We start from the raw sequence: 19,549 nt of genomic DNA on the forward strand, positions 1-19,549 counted from the left end.
GATGTTTGAGCTTAAATGAAAGTACTGTGCATAATGCCGACGGCTAACAAAAGCTGCGAGTGGTGGCGACAGCATCAATCTACGGTGGTCTGGATCTGAATGGTGCGACTACAAACTAGCCCCAACGATGTGGACGATAGCGCGATCGCCCTGACTGCCGAACAGGCCGAGGCGCTGGATGCCTTGCAAGCCTTTGTTACCAGCACCGAAAAGCTGTATTTGCTGACGGGCTACGCGGGCACGGGCAAAACGACCCTGCTGCAAATCTTCATCGCGGGTTTACGCGAGGCAGGGGACGATCGCAAGATTGTGCTGTCGGCTTTTAGTAACAAGGCGACTAAGGTACTCGCCACCATGGCCGATGACTGGCAACTCGACGTCGATGCCATGACTTGTTGCACCTTGTTGGGTCTGCGGCCTGTCATCAATGAGGAGACGGGCAATCAAGAATTTCAGCCCGATCGTAAGCAGGGTAGTCAGGTCGATCGCTACCGTCTGATCATTGTGGATGAATGCTCGATGGTGAATGAAGAACTGTGGCGCTTACTGGTGAACGCGGTTTCCAATCTCTACAGCAGTACGCAGATTTTGTTTGTGGGCGATCCGGCCCAACTGCCCCCGGTAAATGAGCCGGAATCCGCCTGCTTTCGCGAAATCCTCAACAAGGCGGAATTGACCGAAGTGGTGCGCTACGGCGGCGCGATCGGCGTGATTGCTGAAGACATTCGCCGCAATTTGGAGCGCGATCGCCTGCCCCGATTTCAAACGGATGTGAACCGCGATCGCACCGAGGGCTGCTTTGTGCTGCCGCGATCGATTTGGGAGCGCCTGATGCTCAAAGCGTTCACCAGTGATGCGTATCAGTTCAACCCCGATCAGGTGCGAGCGTTGGCCTATACCAACCGCCGCGTCGCCCACCTCAATCACAAAATTCGCCGCGCCATTTACGGCCCGACAGCCCTCCGCTTTGTGCCGGGGGAGCGCCTGATTGCCAGCAATCCCTGCATCGATGAGGAATCGATCATTTTGCCCACCTCTGCTGAATGTGAAGTCATCGAAGCCCGCCGCACTCGCGATGGCGAATGGCCCATCTGGCTGCTGTCAGTCGAAACGGATGAAGGCCACTTTCGGAACCTACGGGTACTGCACGAATCCGGCGAGAGTGAGCTGAAGCTAAAACTCGACGACCTGGCCCGCAATAAAAACTGGATGGCCTTTTGGGATCTCAAACAGTACTTTCACGATGTTGACTATGCCTACAGCCTCACCATCCACAAAAGCCAGGGCTCGACCTTTCAAGATGTATTTGTCGATGTGCCCTCCATGCTCGCCAACCGCAACATCATCGAGCGCAACCAGCTCTGCTACGTCGCCCTCACCCGCGCGGCCAAACGGTTATTTGTTTATCAATAATGGAGTGCTGATGCGCGATTTATCGGGGGTGTTGCCAGCGTTGACGCAGTGGGGCGAAGTTTACATTTGTCAATAAAAAAAGCCGCAACCTTGAGGGAAACCATAAGGGATCAGGCTGTTCTAAATAGGCGTGATTGTATAGGGGCAACGGTACTGGATTGAGCCTCATGACTCTCGACCAGTGCCTTCAATGTGTTGAATTCGTTGACAACTGACTGTCCAGACAGGCGATATAAACGGCAAATCTGTCGCCTATCGCTCAGCTAGTTAGAGGTTCTGACGGATTTGACCCAGGCTCACTCACCCAAAGGACATCCTTATGAGCACTCTCAAAGTAGGCATTAACGGTTTTGGTCGAATTGGCCGACTGGTTTTTCGGGCGGCGATCAAAAACCCTAATATCGAGTTCGTTGGTATCAATGACTTGGTGCCACCCGAAAATCTGGCGTATCTGCTCAAGTACGATTCCACTCATGGTCGCTATAACGGCACGGTGGAAGCCAAAGAGGACGGCATTGAGGTCGATGGCAAGTTCATTCCCACAATGTCAGTGCGGAATCCGGCGGAGCTCCCCTGGGGCGAGCTCGGGGCCGATTATGTGGTGGAATCCACTGGTCTATTCACCACGTATGAGGGGGCGAAGCTGCATCTGGATGCGGGTGCTAAACGAGTGGTTCTCTCTGCGCCGACCAAAGATCCTGACTCGATTCCTACCCTATTGATTGGGGTTAATCACGAAACCTTTGATCCCGCAAAAGATTTGATTGTGTCGAACGCGAGCTGCACCACCAACTGCCTCGCCCCGATCGCAAAAGTCATTAACGACAACTTTGGCCTGACCGAAGGCTTGATGACGACCGTTCACGCTTCTACCGCGACCCAACCCACGGTAGATGGCCCCAGCAAGAAAGATATGCGCGGAGGTCGCGGCGCGGGGCAAAATATCATTCCCGCTTCGACTGGCGCGGCCAAAGCGGTGGCGTTGGTACTGCCTGAGCTAAAAGGGAAACTCACTGGAATGGCGTTGCGCGTGCCAACTCCTGACGTCTCCGTAGTGGACTTAACCTTTAAGACGGCTCAAGCCACCAGCTACGATGCCATTTGCGCCGCGATGAAAGCTGCTGCTGAAGGGCCGATGAAGGGCATTCTGGGCTATACCGAAGAGCCGGTTGTATCCTCTGATTTCACCACCGATCCCCACTCCAGCACGTTTGACGCTGGAGCTGGTATGGAGCTGAATGATCAGTTCTTTAAGGTGGTCTCCTGGTATGACAACGAGTGGGGCTATTCTTGCCGGGTGCTCGATCTCATGCTGCACATGGCCCAGAAGGATGAAATCCTCAGTGGTATTCAAATTCCGGTGATGGCGTTCTAAGCGATCGCGATTGACACCATTACAGACTGGATGTCGATGGTTCGATGTCCAGTCTTTTTTTTGCCGTAGTCGTCATTAATCAAGCTGAAGCGGTTTTTGGGTGGTTCATGAGTTGCGATCGCTCCAGGTACCCGGTCCCTGCCGGATGTTCCAATAATCTTAGGTCGTGACCAAGGGACCGGGTGCCTCGGCTTTAAGTCGGTTCCAAGGGGGCGTCGTGAAAGGCACGCAGCATGGCATCCTAGCACTGCTGTCAGGGCTCAATTGGCTTCAGGGAAGAGGTTAAGCTGATAAGCCACTTATTCGATGACCCGCCCTAGGCATACGAGTAGCGCGCTGAGCAAGCCTAAGGAAACGAGTACGAGCAGCAACATCCCCAGATTTTCGGGAAAATCTGCATTGCTGCTATTTTGTAGGCTATCGATAGGCGCGTAGGCCAGTTCGGTTGATGAATGTTGAGTCACCATTCGCTTCTAGGCTTGAGTGGACGCTTGTCCCATCATAGCTAGTGACCTCAGGCAGCCTAAATCATGCCAGGGCAAGTCGTCCTAATCTAAACAAGAATGGCTCGGGATGCGATCGCACCCCAAGCCGTAAATTCAATATTTGCTTTTCAGAGTGGCCTGGCTTACACGCTCAGGCCAGTTGGGCAAGCGACGCCGGTACCGCCCAACCCACAGTAACCACCAGGATTTTTCGCCAGATACTGCTGGTGATAGTCTTCCGCGTAGTAGAACTCGGGCGCATCCAAGATTTCGGTCGTAATTTTGCTGTACCCTTCCTGCTTCAGACGCTGCTGGTAGGCATCGCGAGACGCTTCGGCCAACTTGCGTTGCTCGTCTGAGTAGGTATAGATTCCCGAACGATATTGAGTGCCCGTGTCATTGCCCTGGCGCATACCCTGGGTCGGATTGTGATTTTCCCAAAAGACTTTGAGAATGCCCTCGTAGCTAATGACGCTGGGATCGTAAACCACGAGTACGACTTCGTTGTGGCCTGTCATGCCAGAACACACTTCGCGATATGTCGGATTCGGCGTATAGCCTGCGGCATAGCCCACTGCCGTGCTGTACACACCATCGGTTTGCCAAAACTTACGCTCAGCTCCCCAAAAGCAGCCCATGCCAAATAAGGCAGTTTCCATGCCAGCGGGAAAGGGGGGCTTGAGGGCATTGCCGTTGACATAGTGCTTATCGGGCACCGGCATCGGTTCGCTGCGGCCCGGCAGCGCTTCGTCAGGGCTGGGAAGTTCAAGCTTTTTGCCAAAGCCAAATAACACCATAGGTTTGTCTCAAAGATTGATGTAAGCGTCCTGTTTCACTATAAAACACGCTTTTTGTCGTCACCCTAAGAAATGGCTGAGAAACCGTGGGGAAAACCGTAAAGCGGCTAAATCGCGTGGATAATTCCACTCCTTTAGTCACTCTCCTGATGGTGAGAACTCTCGGGACCGAGAGATACGTGTTATCCCACCGTTTCCTTGAGCGGAGTCGGGGACGGTGGGGTCGCTTGCTGACGCTGGACGATCGCTAACCCGGTCTCTAGAGCTTGCAGGCGATCGCTCAACCAGTGGTCATCCGGCACCAGGGCACCAATACCGAGCTTTTCCAAACGGCGTTGCACTTTGCCCGTTGCGCCTACAATCATCACGTCGCGATTATCTTCCACCGCTTCTTGTACGGCATTTTCTAACGCTAGGGAAGAAGTGACGCCTAAGACGGGGACTTCGCTCAGGTCAATAATCAGCACATCATAGGTGCCGATCGCATCGTGCTCGCGAGAAATCGCCTTAGCGACGCCAAAAATCATCGGCCCGCTGAGATGGAACAGCAGGAGGCGGCCATTGGCCTGATCAAGGATGGCCTTTTCCTCAGCGGAGAGAACGATTTGATCATCGGCATCCGTGATGGTTTTCACCGATTCGGTCTGCAACTCTTCCAACCGAGCAATGGTGAGAATGTTGGCGATAAAGACACCCACTGCCACGGCGACCATTAAGTCGACAAAGACAGTCAAAGCGACCACGCTATAAACGATCCCGGCAGCTTTCCAAGAAATTTTGTGAACCCGCTTGAGGAAGCCCCAATCGATAATGTCGATACCCACCTTGAGAACGATGCCCGCGAGCACCGCGAGGGGAATGCCCGAAGTTAACGGCGCTGCCCACAGCACGACTACCAACAAAATCAAGGCGCGGCTGATCCCCGAGAGGGCGGTGCGTCCGCCAGCCTGAATATTCACAACGGTCGCCGTGGTGGCACCGGAACCCGCAATGCCCCCACAGAGGCCCGTCACGATATTGGCAATGCCCTGACCAATCAGTTCCTTATTGGACTTGTGCTCGTGGCGGGTGAGGCTGTCAGACACCAAACAGGTCAGTAGACAGTCGATGGAGCCGACCATACCCAGCACCATCGCGTTGACAAACATCAGGCGCAGGTTGCCGGGGGTAAAGGTCGGGAACTGAAAGTCCGGTAACCCAGGGGTGATTTCGCCAATGGTGGAAATGGTGCGGATGTCGATGTTGCGCAGAAAAATTAAGGAGACGAGGGTGCCAATGACCAGCGCCACTAACTGAGGCGGCACATACCGCTTGAGTGTATTGGGATAGAGGAATAAAATCGCCAGGGTCAAAATGCCGAGTCCCGTTTCCCACGGACTGAGGTTGGCAATCAGCGTGGGCAAGTTGGTGATGACGCCCAGGACGCCTCCCGTCGGCGTCTCTTGACCGAGGAAAGGGGCAATCTGCATGAAAATCAGAATCACACCGATGCCCGTCATAAAGCCTGAGATGACGTTGTAGGGCAGCATGGTGATGTAGCGCCCCAGCTTCAGCAAGCCAAAAGCGATTTGAAAGAGGCCCGCCAGCATCACCACGGTAAACGCCATGGCTAAGCCGTTTTCAGGGTCGCTGGCGGTGGTCGCTGCGATAACGGCTGTAATGATGACCGTCATCGGACCAGTCGGTTCAGAAATCAGGCTGGGAGTGCCGCCGAATAAGGCTGCAAAAAAGCCGACGAGAATTGCCCCCCAGAGGCCAGCGGCGGCCCCCGCGCCCGAGGCAATCCCGAAGGCGAGGGCCATGGGCAAGGCGACGACGGCAGCGGTAAGACCGCCGAGAATGTCGCCCCGCAGGTTGCGGAAGTTTATGCGGTTAGTAATAGCCATGTTGTCATCAGTAGTCATAACCATAGTCAGCAAAAGAATGGGAGCGATCGCTCCCGTTAGCGAAATAGCAATACGGGGACGGGGCTAATCTGTAACAGCTGCAGCGTGGTACTGCCGATAATCAGGCGACGAATGCGGCTATGACCGTAGGCCCCCATCAGCAACAAGTGCATTTGATGAGTTTCGATATAGTCGGCGATCGCCGTTTCGGGCACCCCAGGAATGAACTGACAGATCGGTTGCCATCCCGCCGCCTGCGCTTGCTGGTCAGCTTCCTTGAGGTGAGCCTGAGCGACTACATCATCCGCTTTTTTGCCAACCGTTACAATATGTAACGCCAATCCTTTAAACGCTGGCGAAGCTAAGAGAAAGGTCAGCATCTTTTGCGCACTGGGACTCCCGTCATAGGCCAACAGCAGTCTTTCAATCGGTTGATAATCTCGGGTCGTAATCAAACAAGGTTTATGACTGGCCCGGACAATTCGCTCAACTTTGGTGCCCAGATGGTCTTGGGCAAACTCTGCCGCTTCACCCCGCTTGCCCAGCATGATCAAGTCGGCTTCAGCTTCAAAATCCTGCAGGATATCCACCAGGTAGCCCGTTTCATGGATGAGCCGCAGTTGGGTAGCGCCCGCCGCGTGCAGTTGCTGCTCGGCATCTTGCAAAATTAGCTGGGCTTTTTGATGGTTGAGTTTGGCTCGTTCATGTTCCAATTCGACCAACTGGTCAAGGAGCTCACGAGAGGCCCCGAGCCCGATCGCTCCGCTGTAGTTGCCCGTGGAAGCCACTTTTTGGCTGCGAATGTCAGACACATAGAGTACGTCCACCTGGGCCTGCAACCGGGGGGCTAACCACCCAGCATATTGGTAGCTGCTCTGGGCAAAGGTCGACCCATCGGTACAAAGCAAAATATGTTTCATCGACTCTCGTTCTAATGATCTGCCAGGTTATTGAGGGCATTGGGATCGTTATGGGTCGCCAGTCGATTGAGCAGCGACTGACTCGCATCATTAATGCCCAGTAGCTCGACATCGGCCCCATGGCGGCGAAATTTGAGCACCACCCGATCAATCGCATTCACCGCCGACTGATCCCACAGATGGGCATGGCTGAAATCGACAATCACCCGTTCCAAATCTTCCTCAAAGTCAAAGGCATTGAGAAATTCTTCGACCGATACAAAAAAGAGTTGACCCGCCACTTTATAGGTGCGCTCCATGCCGTCTTCACTGAGCACCGAGTCCACAAAGACGACTTGCGCAATCTTATTGGAGAAAAAAACCGTACTCAGGGCAATGCCCACAATGACGCCGATCGCCAAATTGTGGGTGTAAATCGTGATGATCACCGTGGTCACCATCACCGCCGTTTCGCTTTTGGGAATGCGACGGACATTTTTGATCGAGGCCCAGTTAAACGTGCCGATGGAAACCATGATCATTACCGCCACCAGTGCCGCCATGGGAATCTGGCTTACCCAGCGCCCCAGTGCCAGGATGAAAAACAGCAAGAACACCCCTGCCGATAGCGTCGAAAGCCGTTTGCGTCCGCCTGACTGGATATTGATGACCGACTGGCCAATCATGGCGCACCCGGCCATACCGCCAAAAAAGCCCGTGATGATATTTGCGATGCCCTGGCCTTTGGCTTCCTGGTTTTTGTCGCTGGGGGTATCCGTCAACTCATCCACTAGCGAAGCCGTGAGCAGCGACTCCAGCAGGCCGACGATCGCCATCGTGGCCGATACCGGCACAATGATTTGCAGCGTTTCGAGATTGAGGGGCACCTGCGGCAGCAGGAAGACAGGCGGCGTGGTTGGCAATTCGCCCATATCCCCCACGGTTGGCACATTTAGATTCAAAGTGATCGCCGCAAGGGTGAGCACGATAATCGCCACTAGCGGTGACGGCACCAATTGCGTGATGCGTGGCAGTACGTAAATGATGGCCAACCCGATCGCCACCATCGCGTACACGACCCACGACACGCCCTGAAGTTGAGGCAACTGCGCCTGAAAGATCAGAATAGCCAGGGCATTCACAAATCCCACCATGACGGCGCGGGGCACAAACTTCATCTGTTTGCCCAGCTTGAGCACCCCAAACAGAATCTGAAAAATGCCCGTGAGAATGGTGGCCGCAAACAAATATTGCAGCCCGTAATCTTTCACCAGATACACCATCAGCAGGGCCATAGCGCCTGTTGCTGCAGAAATGAGTCCCGGTCGCCCTCCCACAAATGCGGTCACGACGGCAATGATGAAGGAGGCATACAGCCCCACTTTGGGATCGACTCCCGCAATGATGGAGAAGGCGATCGCTTCGGGGATCAGCGCCAATGCCACCACGGTTCCGGCCAGCAAATCGCGCGGCACATTGGAAAACCAATCGCGTCGCAGTTGGGTGGCATTGAACCAGGTGCTGGTGGTCACAGACCTCTCCTTGGCAAAATCGTCAGACATTGAGTGCAGCGGCGATCGCGGCTGATTTAAGTGGCGCGATCGCGGATCTACCTTGGTTCGAAGTGATCAACAGCCAATAGTCGCGGGTCCGGCAACGGCCATCCCGATTCAATCAAGATTGAGTTAATCAAATCGAGACAATTGATCAGCACCCCAGGTAGCTCTACTATGCCGGACGCCCGTGACATTCCTCAAGTTTTAATGAGATTGGCGGGGGCATGGGTTGAGGAGGGGCGATCGCAAATTGCAACGGTCACGGTCTCCCTAGCGCTAGATCTAGGCTCGGATGCGGATGAGAGGGCGATGACACCGATTGATTGAATATAAAACGCTAATCGTCAACTACTTTCGTTAACGTCTTGCAAAATTTGGCGATATAAGTCTGGGTGGACTCGAAATTTTGCTTGAACGACGAGTGCGTCCAAAATCGGTTTCAACTGGGTGATCAGATTGTTTTGCTTGGCCGCGACCAATACGCCCAAGAGCCCGGTGACTTTGAGTCCCAGCCGTTGCGCAACTTGTCTCCCCAAACGTTCATCAATGAGTAAGCGATCAGCTTGGAGTTCGATGGCTAGAGCAATGGCTGCCGCTTCTCCGAGGTCAAGTGCTGCTTGTAAGCTGGCGACGAGGGCTTGATCATGCGCTGGCTGCACAACAATCCAGTCGGCCTCTGAGAGTGCAGCAATATCAATGCCAAAAGTTTCGAGCGCGCGAATTTCAGCATCAACGATGGGCGGAATGACGATTCTGCCATAGAGCCGTTGGAGCAGGGAAAGTTGGTGAATCCTCAACAGATTGCTGACTGGCGAGGTATCACTGATAATTATCATTGCCAGTCGTTTTGGCGGAGGCTGGCAATATCGGCCTGGTAATCAGCGAGGTCGTAATGTAAATTGATGCCGCGATCGTAAAGCAGCGCCTGAAACTGGATTTGATGCATCCTCGCAATCTGGCTCGCCGTGCCGAGGGTAATGAGTTCTTGCTGAAAGAGAGCGACAGCGATTTCGCGCAACCAGTCTGCTTGGGACAGAGGCTGGTCTTGAGTCAAGGGATCAGGAATGTCGAGAGTGATTTTCATTGCTGGAGGACTGCCGCTCACTGTTCTCTGATCATAGCGATCCCATGGCTCCCTGGCTTACGGTGCTTAGAGCTTCAAAATGATGACGCATTGCCATTGCGGGTCTAGTGCGCGCCAGCCGTCATAAAAGGGCATTCAGCCCGCGCACGACTCACCACGAGACGACTAAGTATAAAACTGCCAATAACCGCCAACGTAGACCGTGTTGACGAGGAGTAGAATGCCTCGCCCCCAGCGCGATCGCACCCGCCGCCACAGCACAAAGCTTGCCACCATCACGAGGCTGAGTTCAGCCAGCGCCCCATAGGCACCATGATGGTCAGGATCCCAATACGACACCGGGCTGACAAAGCGGTAATTGCTCAACGGCCAAAAATGTTGATGGGCATCTTCGTGGTGTAGGGGCAAATCTTCCAAATGGTGCAGTAGGGCACTGGCCGACAAGGCGATCCCGCTGGGAGATTTGGCCCAGAGAAACAGCCCCACCCCGCAGAGCGCCAGGGGAATGGAATTGCCGATCGCAAAAATGCTTTGCCAAACGGGCGTGTAATAAGCCTCATTCCAAATCACTTGCTCGGGCAGGCCCATGACTTTGGCCCAGCCGTAGAAAACGAAAATGGCGGCATCGGGCAACCAACTGCCGAACAAAATCGGCCAAGTGCACCCCTGGAGGTAGCCCCGGTCTAAAATCGCTAAATTGAGAATACTGTGACTCGGGGTGTTCATTTCGGTTTTGCCATGGCGCAGCCCTCTCGACCCATTTACTTAGATTGCCACGCGACGACGCCCGTCGATCCGCAGGTGGTGGAAGCCATGCTGCCATTCTTTACTGAGCATTTTGGCAATCCGGCTAGCGTGGGTCACTTCTACGGGTGGGAAGCGGAAGCCGCTGTGCAACAGGCCCGCAACATCATTGCAACAGGTCTCAACGCCGCCCCCGAAGAAATTGTGTTTACCAGCGGGGCCACCGAGGCCAATAATTTAGCGATTAAAGGGGTCGCTGAAGCCTATTTCAGCCAGGGTCGGCACATTGTCACGGTGGCGACGGAGCACAGTGCGGTGCTTGATCCCTGTCGTTATTTAGAGACCTTGGGCTTTGAAGTGACGTATCTGCCCGTTGGATCGGATGGCCTCGTTGCTGTGGAGGAATTGGCGCGATCGCTGCGGGATGACACGATTCTCGTGTCGGTCATGGCGGCGAATAATGAAATTGGTGTATTGCAACCCCTCGCCGACATTGGGCAGTGCTGCCATGAGCGGGGAGTGCTCTTCCACACAGATGCCGCCCAAGCGATCGGCAAAATTGACCTTGATGTGCAAGCGCAACATATTGATTTGCTCTCCCTGACCGCTCACAAAGTCTACGGTCCCAAGGGTATCGGGGCGCTGTATGTGCGTCAGCGACAGCCTCGGGTCACGCTGGCGGCGCAACTGCACGGCGGGGGGCACGAACGGGGACGGCGATCGGGTACCCTTTACACGCCGCAAATTGTGGGTCTGGGCAAAGCGCTGGAGTTGGCGTGGGCCAGTCAAGCGAGCGAGCAAGCCCGGTTGGGAGAGATGCGCGATCGCCTCTGGCAAGCTCTGCAAGATTTACCCGGAGTGCAGCTCAACGGTCACCCCACTCAGCGCCTCGCCCATAATCTCAATCTCAGCGTTGCTGGTGTGGATGGCCAAGCCCTGCTCTTGGGCCTCAAAAATGTGGTGGCCCTCTCGTCGGGCGCGGCTTGCAGTTCCACCAGCACCGCCCCTTCTCACGTGTTGAAGGCATTGGGCCATACCGACGATCTCGCCTACGCTTCTCTGCGGTTTGGCCTGGGTCGCTTCAACACCCCCGCAGAGATGGACCAAGTCGCTCAGGCCTGCCGCGAAACGATCGCGGCGCTGCGTTCTGGAGTAGCGGCCAGTTAGTGGTCATGCGTGAATCACGATGCTGCTGCTCGCAACCTGGCATAGATCCCCTAAGCTATTCTTCGGGATGGCTGTTGATGATGACTCCGGCTCTGCGATCGCCCCGCCCGCTAGCTGTCCACTGCCCACCCCATCGTTGTTGGCCCTGATTTCATGACCTTAAAAGACCAGCTCATTCAAGAACTTGAAGGGGTCGCCGATCCCGTGCTGGGCCAAGTGCTCGACTTTCTCCAATTTCTCAAGGCAAAGCAGGCTCCCGCCGCCACGCCCTCCATGCCGACGCCACCAGAGAGCTCGGGACAGGCAACTGAGGCGACGACGCCTACCGACGCATCGTCCGCATCGTCTTCAGATGCCTTGCCGACCGTCAAAGCGATTTACACCGATGGCGCTTGTTCGGGCAATCCTGGGCCGGGGGGCTGGGGCACGGTGCTGTATTTCGACGACGGCTCGGTGCATGAGTTAGGGGGCCGCGCTGACCAGACCACCAATAACCGCATGGAAATGCAGGCCGCGATCGCCGGTTTGCAAGCCCTCATCGCGACAGGACAAACCACCCCGGTGGAATTATTTACCGATAGTGAATACGTCAAAAAAGGCATCACGCAATGGATTAGTGGTTGGAAGCGGCGAGATTGGCAAACCTCTGCCAAAAAGCCTGTGCTTAACAAAGACTTGTGGCAAGAATTAGACACCGTCAATCAGGCCGCCAAACAACAAACCGGCGCCCCCATTCAGTGGACTTATGTCCGTGGCCATACCGGCAATGTGGGGAATGAGCGCTGCGACGAAATTGCGCGGGCTTTTTCTCAAAATCAAACAATTTCACTCAAGCAACATCCCCAAGCGCGGCATCTTAACGCTTAAAGGAAATGCAGAATAGATAATCATCTTTTGTAAAGCAAGAAAGGATTGATGTAATTAAGCGGGCCTTTTTCAACAGAAGGCATAGAATAGAGGCGAGTTTTCTAAAGGAACATAATGGCTGATTCAGGGGTTAACGACGCCATCGAAACCACCGAAAATTTACCCCGAGAGGCGCGAGTCACGCAGTTGCGCAACATGATCGATACGCTGCATATTGCAGATGCGATCGCCAAAGAAGGCTACTTAATCACCAGTTCTGAGTTAGCCGATTTGATGGATGTGAACGCCAGCGCTGTTACCAGTCGTGGCGAATATTGGGCTTGGCGTAATTGGTCAGTGTCTCGGGTCCGCCGTGAGGGTAACCAAATTCTCTGGCAATTAGAGCGGCTGGACTAACCGCCTCCGTACCGGACGGGTGATGCAGCGTCCAACGACGCGCGGCTTTGATGCTGGCTGCGATCGTTTACTTGTTGGGCCGGGTTTGATATACCTGAAACGCGATCAATCCCACTAAGCCCAAAAAGAAGATAGCGGCAGACATATCTGCTGAACTACCCGGTAACGGTAAATAAAGCGCGATAACGGAAGAAAAAATCATCGTGACTGTTAGGGCTGACAACCTTGCAACAGCAAACTGTTTGGCTTGCTGCTCAGCTCACTGGGTGTTGAGCTCTCTCCTGAGCTTATCGTCTTTAACCGCCCGCACCGCCACCCTGTCAGCATCCAGGATAGACCTATGCCTACTCCACAACCGCCAGATTCAGATGCCGAGATAGATCGGGCCATCGAGCAGGAAATTCGCCAGGGGCGCAAATTTACGCTGGCAGATGCCATCAGTCAGGAAGGCAGTGATTTTTTGAAGGGGGAATCCCCCATTCCCAAGCTGGTGCAGGTAAAAAATGCGATCAAGCAGTTCGTGGGCCTACATTTGCAAGACTCGTCAGGGGCGTTGCAGGCCACCTTATTAACGGTGATACAAGCGGACGACGTGATTTGTAGTCGGCATTTTGAAACGCCGTTGCAGGCTTTGGCGGAAATGTTGCAGCCCTTACTCTCCCATGATGTCCACCTGCGGGAGTTTGTGCGGCAGGTCGATATGCGCTGGGGTCACATGTATGATGAGCGACCTCATTTCGAGCGTCCCGGCCATCCTCCCCATCCTGATGATGAGTACACGATCGCGTCCGTGCGATCGCAGCTCCAAGCCTTGATGGCTGCCGTGCAACAGCATTCCTCGTAATTGCCGTCCTATGTCTGAGCCGTCTAAAAACCGTCCAGATATTGCCTATATTCCGACCCCCGACGATGCCGTTGACGCCATGTTGGAATTGGCTCAAGTGGGCGCTGATGACGTGCTGTATGACTTGGGCTGTGGCGATGGTCGACTCTTGATTCGAGCGGCGACCCGGTGGGGCACGCGCGGCGTCGGTATTGATATCGATCCTGCCTGCATTCAGCAAACGCGCCAAAATGCTCAAACGGCTGGAGTTGACCATCTGCTGACTCTGCAACAAGGCAACTTATACGACAGCGATGTTGCAGCGGCCACCGTGGTGGCTCTCTATTTGCTGCCCCATCTCAATGCCCGGCTCTGTCCGCGCTTACTGCAACAGTTGCGTCCCGGTGCCCGCATCGTGTCTCATCAGTTCGACATGGGCGACTGGGAACCCGATGAAATTTTGACGCTCCCTGCTTCCGAAGAGGAGTCCGTAATTTATCTTTGGAAAATTCGTTAGGGCTGATTTGCAGTTATAGCAGAGGCTCGAAAGGTTCAAGGTGTACGGTATACGGAATGCTTTTACCGTCAGCAATTCGGCCACTGAACGTGACTTCATCTGATTGCGGTTCGCTATACGAGGAATGCGGATGGCATCAGTTGATCTGGTCGCTGTCGTGGTTCATCGGTCAGTAGGTTAGGGGACGGGGCCCTCGAACTGGCCCTCACTGTTTTGGTAGAGCCGACAGGGACCCGTCCCCTGATGATTTTAGAAACCCGTCCGCTGATGATTTGATTGGTAGAGCAAATGAGATTGCGCGATCGCGGCCAATAAAGCAGTTCATTTGAACTGACTTGTGATAACCTGAGGCGAATCGTCACCCGCTCAATGTTGCAACAAGCGTTGCAGTTTTATGGCGCTCTCTGATCGTGACGATTGCAACAAGCTGTTGCAGTTTTATATTTGCCCCTCTGACTTAAATACTGCAGCAAGCTGTTGCAGTATTGAGCCTCACCGCTATGGCTGCTTTACTTCCCTCGCAAAGCCCGGAATACGAAGACCTCATCACGCATCTCAAAGACCGGATTCGGCAGGCCCGGGTGCGATCGGCCTTGGCCGTCAATCGGGAGTTGGTCTTACTCTACTGGTACATTGGGCGCGAAATTTTGCAACGCCAAACGGAGCAAGGTTGGGGTAGTAAAGTGATCGATCGCATCGCCCAAGATCTGCGCCAGGCGTTTCCAGAAATGAAGGGGTTTTCGCCGCGCAACCTGCACTACATGCGGGCCTTTGCCGAAACCTACACCGACGAATCAATTCTGCAACAGGTGGTTGCAAATTTGCCGTGGGGCCATAATGTGCGGCTGATGGAAGCCGTGAAAGACCCAGAAGCCCGCCTCTGGTATGCGCAACAGGCGATCGCCCATGGCTGGAGCCGCAATATTTTAATGACGCAGATTGACCAGCAGCTCTACGGGCAAAAGCAAAGCAGCGCGATTACTAATTTTGAGCGCACGCTGCCCGATGTGCAGTCTGATCTCGCCCGTGACTTGGTCAAAAATTCCTATACTTTTGACTTTCTGGCGATCGCTGCGGATGCTCAAGAGCGCGATGTGCAAAAAGCGCTGGTCGATCACATTCGTGATTTTTTACTAGAGTTGGGCGTGGGATTTGCCTTTGTCGGCAGTCAATACCATCTGGAAGTGGGGGGCGAAGATTTCTATATCGACCTGCTGTTTTATCATCTCAAACTGCGCTGTTTTGTAGTGATTGATTTGAAGATGGGCGACTTTCAGCCCGAGTTTTCTGGCAAGATGAATTTCTATGTTTCAGCAGTTGATGATTTACTCCGTCATGGTGACGATCGCCCCACGATTGGCATGATTTTGTGTCGGTCTAAAAATAAAGCGATCGCTGAATATGCTCTCCGCGATTTGCAAAAACCCATCGGCATTTCGACCCATCGCACTGATAAAGAACTGCCTGACCCACTTAAGCCCGAGCTACCGTCGGTAGAGCGATTAGAGCAAGAACTCAGTAACGTTGATTTGCGGACTAATCAAGCGGGCGATCGTAACAATGTGTAATTATCCAGTTCCTTTTGTTAATCCCAGATCTACAATTCCGACTGATGCGAACGATGAGTCGATAGGTCTACCAGATTAACCGCCTTGATCTCACAAAAAAGGTTGATTTTCTAACAATTTGGGCATACATAAGAGAGCATCAGTTGCATCTTGATAGATGAGCAAATGGATACTAGCGATCGCCCATCAAGGACTCGCTTAGAGAGACTGAAATAACTATTTTTCTGAGCATAGCTGTTAATAGCTCATGAAAATTTTCGGTGGCCCGGCGCTTCATCTCGATGGGGCAACCGGATGATCCAATCAGGAGATGCGGTCATGTTTACGACCTGCCAAAAACCTTCACAATTACTCGACCAGATTAGAGTTGACTGCGGTCGCGGTTGGACGCGACTCAAATTCACGAAAGACTTGCAACTGCGCCAACAGGCATTGACCGATAAGCGATCTCAAGCACCTCTCAACCAAGCTGAACTGGCAGAGCTCGATGCCATTCACGAATTGAAGGCCATTTGCAACTTTTTTAACCAGCAAATGGTGTATCAGCAGCACAGCAGCGTGCGCTGTTAACGCTGACGGCAACGATAGAGGGGCGATCGCTATTCTGGCTCTGGCCAACTGGCCTCAATGTCAGCGAGTACGGCTGCGGCGTCTGCACCCCCGACATAATCCACCATCCCCGTCCAAAAGGTGCCGGTGCCTATCGCTCCCGGCATGAGATCTGACCCGTCAAACCGGATCACCGAAGCGTCTTGAAGAATCGCGGCTTGATTCCGGGTCAGCGCATCGGGATAAGCGTCTAGGCTGACTTCGTTGTGGGGAGAAATGTATCCCTCATTCGCCCAGTGGGTATGGGCCTCGACCGATGCCAAGTGTGCCATCAGGGCCGTGGCCGCTGGGGAGTCGTTGAATTGGGCATACACAATGCCGCCGACTAACACGGGCGGCGGCTCACTGGTCATACCCGGCAAGGCAAAGACGTCCACCGTTTCTTCGGGGATCAAGCCGCTGGGCAAAAAGTCACTGATAAAGCTGGCCTGACGGTGCAAATAGCAGCCGGGCGGCTCGCTGAATAAGGGGGCAGGCGCATCGCCAAAGGGGATGCTAATCGCTCCCGTGGGGCCGCCACGTACCTGCGTCTCGTCACGCACAATCTCTCCAAACGTCTCCAGTGCTGCCTCCACCGCCGGAGCATTGAAGGGAATGTCGTGGCTGACCCACTCGTCGTAGACTGAGGGGCCAGCTTGCCGCAGCAAAATTTCCTCGACCCAATCTGTCCCGACCCAGCCTGTTGCCGCGCCGCTTTCCATGCCCAGACACCAGGGCGTGTTGCCATCGGCAATTATTTGCTGGCTCAGGGCAGTCAATTCGTCCCACGTCGTTGGAATGTCATAACCAGCGGCGGCAAAGGCCTGGGGATTGTACCAGACCAAGCTTTTCACATCGGCCCGCATCCAGACGCCATACACGTCACCGTCGACGCTGGCGAGATCGAGCCAGTAGGGGGCATAGGCCGAGGTCAGAGGCTCCCGCGCTTGGGGAATCAAATCTCCCCGTTGAGCAAACTCCAGCATCAAGCCAGGTTGGGGAAACAATGCGATATCAGGCGCATTGCCCGCATCAACGCGGACGGCGATGAGGGTGGTAAAGGCGTCGGTTCCTTCGTAGACGACTTCAATGCCCGTCGCTTCAGTGAAGGGAGCGATCGCGGCCATCAGCTTATCTTCGCCATTTCCCGTCAGCGTCCCGAGAATGGTTACGGTTTCACCGACTAAAGTATCGCCCTCGCTGGTGCCCTCTGGAGCACCGGAATTGCAACCTACCAGGACACCGCAGCTAGCCAGTATCGCCAGCCAACGCACCGCTCGGCGACACCAACGATCTGCCTCCAACGCCAGCGGCTTGCCGCAACCTTCGCCCATGATTTTCCCATCTCGTTGACCTCGCCTTATCTTCCGGCGGGTGGGCATTTAGGTCAACTTCAGCACCGCCATAAAGGCATCCTGCGGTACATCCACGGTGCCGATCGCCTTCAGCCGCTTCTTACCCTTGGCTTGCTTTTGCAACAGCTTTTTCTTCCGAGAAATGTCGCCGCCGTAGCATTTCGAGAGTACGTCCTTGCGCAAAGCAGGAATACTTTCACTCGCTACCACCCGACTGCCGATCGAAGCCTGTAGCGGAATCTTAAACTGGTGGCGCGGAATCAACTCTTTGAGCTTTTCTACCAGGGCCTTACCCACGTAATAAGCTTTGTCACGGTGGACAATGTTCGCCAGAGGATCAGCCGGTTCGCCATTGATTAAAATGTCGAGCCGTACCAAATTGTTCACTCGGTAGTCAATTAGGTGATACTCCATGCTGGCGTACCCCTTCGAACGCGACTTGAGCTGATCAAAAAAGTCGGTCACGACCTCTGCCAAAGGCAGCTCATACACCAGCGCCGTCCGTGACTGCGCGAGGTATTTCATGTCTTTGAACTCGCCCCGCCGACTTTGACACAGTTCCATCAGCGGGCCGACATATTCTTCAGGAGTCAACATTTCGACCCGCACGTAAGGTTCGGCAATGGACTCGCGCTCTTGGGGCGACGGTAGCGTGCTGGGGTTGTCGATTTCCACGACCGTGCCGTCTAGCAGGGTTACCTGATATACCACCGAGGGAGCTGTTGTGATCAGATCGAGGTCGTACTCCCGCTCTAACCGCTCTTGCACAATTTCCATGTGCAGCAGCCCAAGAAAGCCACAACGGAAGCCAAATCCCATCGCGCTGGACGTTTCCGGCTCATATTGCAGCGCGGCATCATTCAGCCGCAGCTTTTCTAGGGCGTCACGTAAGTCTTCATACTGATCTGAGTCGGTGGGAAACAAGCCACAAAAGACCATCGGCTTGGCTTCTACGTACCCCGGCAGCGGTTTTTCGGCGGGTTGTTTTACGAGCGTCATGGTGTCGCCAACCCGCGCGTCTTCCACTGCTTTAATCGCCGCTGAGAAGTATCCCACTTCCCCAGCGTGCAGGGCCTCTACGGGCACTTGTACGGGCGAGAGCACCCCTAGTTCGTCCACTTCATATTCTTTTTTGGAGGCCATGAGCCGGACGGTGTCACCCTTTTGCAAGGTGCCATCCATCACCCGGAAGTAAACGATGACACCCCGGTAGGGATCGTAGTAGCTGTCAAAGATTAGGGCGCGCAGCGGTTCGTCTACCGTGTCTTGGGGCGGCGGTACTTTGTCCACGATCGCTTCCAAGATCTCATCGATCCCGATCCCGGCTTTCGCGGAGGCCAAAATGGCTTCGCTACAGTCCAGACCAATGACATCCTCGATCTCTTGTTTGATGCGATCTGGCTCGGCTCCCGGCAGGTCAATCTTGTTCAGCACGGGAATGATTTCTAAATCATGCTCGAGCGCTAAATAGACGTTCGCCAGGGTTTGCGCTTCGACACCCTGAGACGCATCCACCACCAGCAGCGCGCCCTCGCAAGCGGCTAGGGATCGTGAGACTTCATACGAAAAATCAACGTGTCCCGGGGTGTCAATCAGGTTCAGCACGTAGGTTTCACCATCTTTGGCGGTGTAGTTCATCCGCGCCGCTTGCAGCTTGATGGTGATGCCCCGCTCTCGTTCCAGATCCATCGTGTCGAGAAACTGGTCTTTCATGTCGCGATCGCTTACAGCGCCAGTCTTATGCAACAAGCGATCGGCCAAGGTCGATTTGCCGTGATCGATATGCGCGATGATGCAAAAGTTACGAATTCGAGAGACAGGTGCGTCAGTCATACAAGGATGGCGTCCTCAAAGAAAGCAAATAGTCTGTTACTAAGTTTAATCGGATTTATCAGCAGACGGAATCCTGCGATGAAATTCCTGACTGATCAGATCGGCAGTCGGTACCGATGCGGGTGCGTTACTGGTCTGGCGGGCCTTTGAGGCGAGACGCTGCCATGAGCAGCGGTGGCATGTTGCGATTGTTACA

General features: G+C 54.3%; 20 protein-coding genes. 9 read left to right on the forward strand and 11 right to left on the reverse strand.

Features of this window, described 5'->3' with window-relative positions:
• Positions 1-99: 99 nt before the first annotated feature.
• Both DYY88_RS16650 and gap read left to right on the forward strand, forming a co-directional pair.
• Positions 100-1,413 (forward strand): ATP-dependent DNA helicase, encoded by a 1,314-nt coding sequence (locus tag DYY88_RS16650; RefSeq protein ID WP_044151158.1) that lies wholly within the window; start codon positions 100-102, stop codon positions 1,411-1,413.
• Between the two features lie 319 nt (positions 1,414-1,732).
• Positions 1,733-2,788, forward strand: a complete 1,056-nt coding sequence (gap, locus tag DYY88_RS16655; RefSeq protein ID WP_039726432.1) for a type I glyceraldehyde-3-phosphate dehydrogenase — start codon at positions 1,733-1,735, stop codon at positions 2,786-2,788.
• A 299-nt stretch (positions 2,789-3,087) separates the two neighbouring features.
• On the opposite strand, the gene DYY88_RS24270 is transcribed toward gap, so the two are convergent.
• The 8 genes from DYY88_RS24270 to DYY88_RS16690 form a co-directional block, all read right to left on the reverse strand.
• The gene (locus DYY88_RS24270) at positions 3,088-3,255 is read right to left on the reverse strand and encodes a hypothetical protein (protein WP_160299535.1); all 168 of its coding nucleotides are present in this window, start codon (positions 3,253-3,255) and stop codon (positions 3,088-3,090) included.
• 161 nt (positions 3,256-3,416) lie between these two features.
• Positions 3,417-4,070: a peptide-methionine (S)-S-oxide reductase MsrA gene (gene msrA, locus DYY88_RS16660; protein WP_039726433.1), complete on the reverse strand. Its 654-nt coding sequence runs from the start codon at positions 4,068-4,070 to the stop codon at positions 3,417-3,419.
• Positions 4,071-4,252: 182 nt separating this feature from the next.
• The gene (bicA, locus tag DYY88_RS16665) at positions 4,253-5,980 is read right to left on the reverse strand and encodes a bicarbonate transporter BicA (RefSeq protein ID WP_437438588.1); all 1,728 of its coding nucleotides are present in this window, start codon (positions 5,978-5,980) and stop codon (positions 4,253-4,255) included.
• A 32-nt stretch (positions 5,981-6,012) separates the two neighbouring features.
• On the reverse strand, positions 6,013-6,876 hold the full coding sequence (locus DYY88_RS16670; protein ID WP_039726434.1) for a universal stress protein: 864 nt from the start codon (positions 6,874-6,876) through the stop codon (positions 6,013-6,015).
• Positions 6,877-6,887: 11 nt separating this feature from the next.
• Positions 6,888-8,387, reverse strand: coding sequence for a SulP family inorganic anion transporter (locus tag DYY88_RS16675; protein ID WP_242517629.1), 1,500 nt, complete (start codon positions 8,385-8,387; stop codon positions 6,888-6,890).
• Positions 8,388-8,755: 368 nt separating this feature from the next.
• Complete coding sequence (locus tag DYY88_RS16680) at positions 8,756-9,247, reverse strand: PIN domain-containing protein (protein WP_039726435.1); 492 nt, start codon at positions 9,245-9,247, stop codon at positions 8,756-8,758.
• Entirely contained in the window at positions 9,244-9,495 is a 252-nt protein-coding gene (locus DYY88_RS16685; protein WP_039726436.1) for a UPF0175 family protein, read from the reverse strand. Before DYY88_RS16685 ends, DYY88_RS16680 begins: the two co-directional genes overlap by 4 nt.
• A 165-nt stretch (positions 9,496-9,660) precedes the next feature.
• Positions 9,661-10,221 (reverse strand): hypothetical protein, encoded by a 561-nt coding sequence (locus DYY88_RS16690; RefSeq protein ID WP_039726437.1) that lies wholly within the window; start codon positions 10,219-10,221, stop codon positions 9,661-9,663.
• Between the two features lie 12 nt (positions 10,222-10,233).
• On the opposite strand from DYY88_RS16690, the gene DYY88_RS16695 reads away from it, so the two are divergent.
• The 3 genes from DYY88_RS16695 to DYY88_RS16705 all read left to right on the forward strand — a co-directional run bounded on the left by DYY88_RS16695 (position 10,234) and on the right by DYY88_RS16705 (position 12,669).
• A complete protein-coding gene (locus DYY88_RS16695; protein ID WP_039726438.1) occupies positions 10,234-11,406 on the forward strand; it encodes a cysteine desulfurase family protein in 1,173 nt (390 codons plus the stop codon).
• A 153-nt stretch (positions 11,407-11,559) separates the two neighbouring features.
• Positions 11,560-12,273 (forward strand): ribonuclease HI, encoded by a 714-nt coding sequence (gene rnhA, locus DYY88_RS16700; RefSeq protein WP_242517630.1) that lies wholly within the window; start codon positions 11,560-11,562, stop codon positions 12,271-12,273.
• Between the two features lie 114 nt (positions 12,274-12,387).
• Positions 12,388-12,669 carry a hypothetical protein gene (locus tag DYY88_RS16705; RefSeq protein ID WP_039726439.1) on the forward strand — a complete coding sequence of 94 codons (282 nt, stop codon included), beginning with the start codon at positions 12,388-12,390 and terminating at the stop codon, positions 12,667-12,669.
• 67 nt (positions 12,670-12,736) lie between these two features.
• Here DYY88_RS16705 and DYY88_RS24925 read toward each other — a convergent pair whose 3' ends face one another.
• A complete protein-coding gene (locus DYY88_RS24925) occupies positions 12,737-12,871 on the reverse strand; it encodes a hypothetical protein (protein ID WP_302849253.1) in 135 nt (44 codons plus the stop codon).
• 138 nt (positions 12,872-13,009) lie between these two features.
• Here DYY88_RS24925 and DYY88_RS16710 point away from each other — a divergent pair, with 138 nt between their 5' ends.
• The 4 genes from DYY88_RS16710 (at position 13,010) to DYY88_RS16725 (ending at position 16,147) form a co-directional block, all read left to right on the forward strand.
• Positions 13,010-13,513: a hypothetical protein gene (locus tag DYY88_RS16710; RefSeq protein WP_044151160.1), complete on the forward strand. Its 504-nt coding sequence runs from the start codon at positions 13,010-13,012 to the stop codon at positions 13,511-13,513.
• 10 nt (positions 13,514-13,523) lie between these two features.
• Complete coding sequence (locus DYY88_RS16715) at positions 13,524-14,009, forward strand: SAM-dependent methyltransferase (RefSeq protein WP_039726440.1); 486 nt, start codon at positions 13,524-13,526, stop codon at positions 14,007-14,009.
• A 500-nt stretch (positions 14,010-14,509) separates the two neighbouring features.
• Positions 14,510-15,577, forward strand: coding sequence for a PDDEXK nuclease domain-containing protein (locus DYY88_RS16720; RefSeq protein WP_039726441.1), 1,068 nt, complete (start codon positions 14,510-14,512; stop codon positions 15,575-15,577).
• A gap of 318 nt (positions 15,578-15,895) precedes the next feature.
• On the forward strand, positions 15,896-16,147 hold the full coding sequence (locus tag DYY88_RS16725) for a hypothetical protein (RefSeq protein ID WP_130199490.1): 252 nt from the start codon (positions 15,896-15,898) through the stop codon (positions 16,145-16,147).
• A gap of 29 nt (positions 16,148-16,176) precedes the next feature.
• Here the strand turns inward: DYY88_RS16725 and DYY88_RS16730 are convergent, their stop codons facing one another.
• Both DYY88_RS16730 and lepA read right to left on the reverse strand, forming a co-directional pair.
• Positions 16,177-17,499: an ABC transporter substrate-binding protein gene (locus DYY88_RS16730; protein WP_084607035.1), complete on the reverse strand. Its 1,323-nt coding sequence runs from the start codon at positions 17,497-17,499 to the stop codon at positions 16,177-16,179.
• A 48-nt stretch (positions 17,500-17,547) separates the two neighbouring features.
• Positions 17,548-19,353, reverse strand: a complete 1,806-nt coding sequence (gene lepA, locus DYY88_RS16735) for a translation elongation factor 4 (RefSeq protein WP_039726443.1) — start codon at positions 19,351-19,353, stop codon at positions 17,548-17,550.
• Between the last annotated feature and the right edge of the window lie 196 nt (positions 19,354-19,549).

It is taken from the genome of Leptolyngbya iicbica LK (genome assembly GCF_004212215.1).
Classification (GTDB): domain Bacteria; phylum Cyanobacteriota; class Cyanobacteriia; order Phormidesmidales; family Phormidesmidaceae; genus Halomicronema; species Halomicronema iicbica.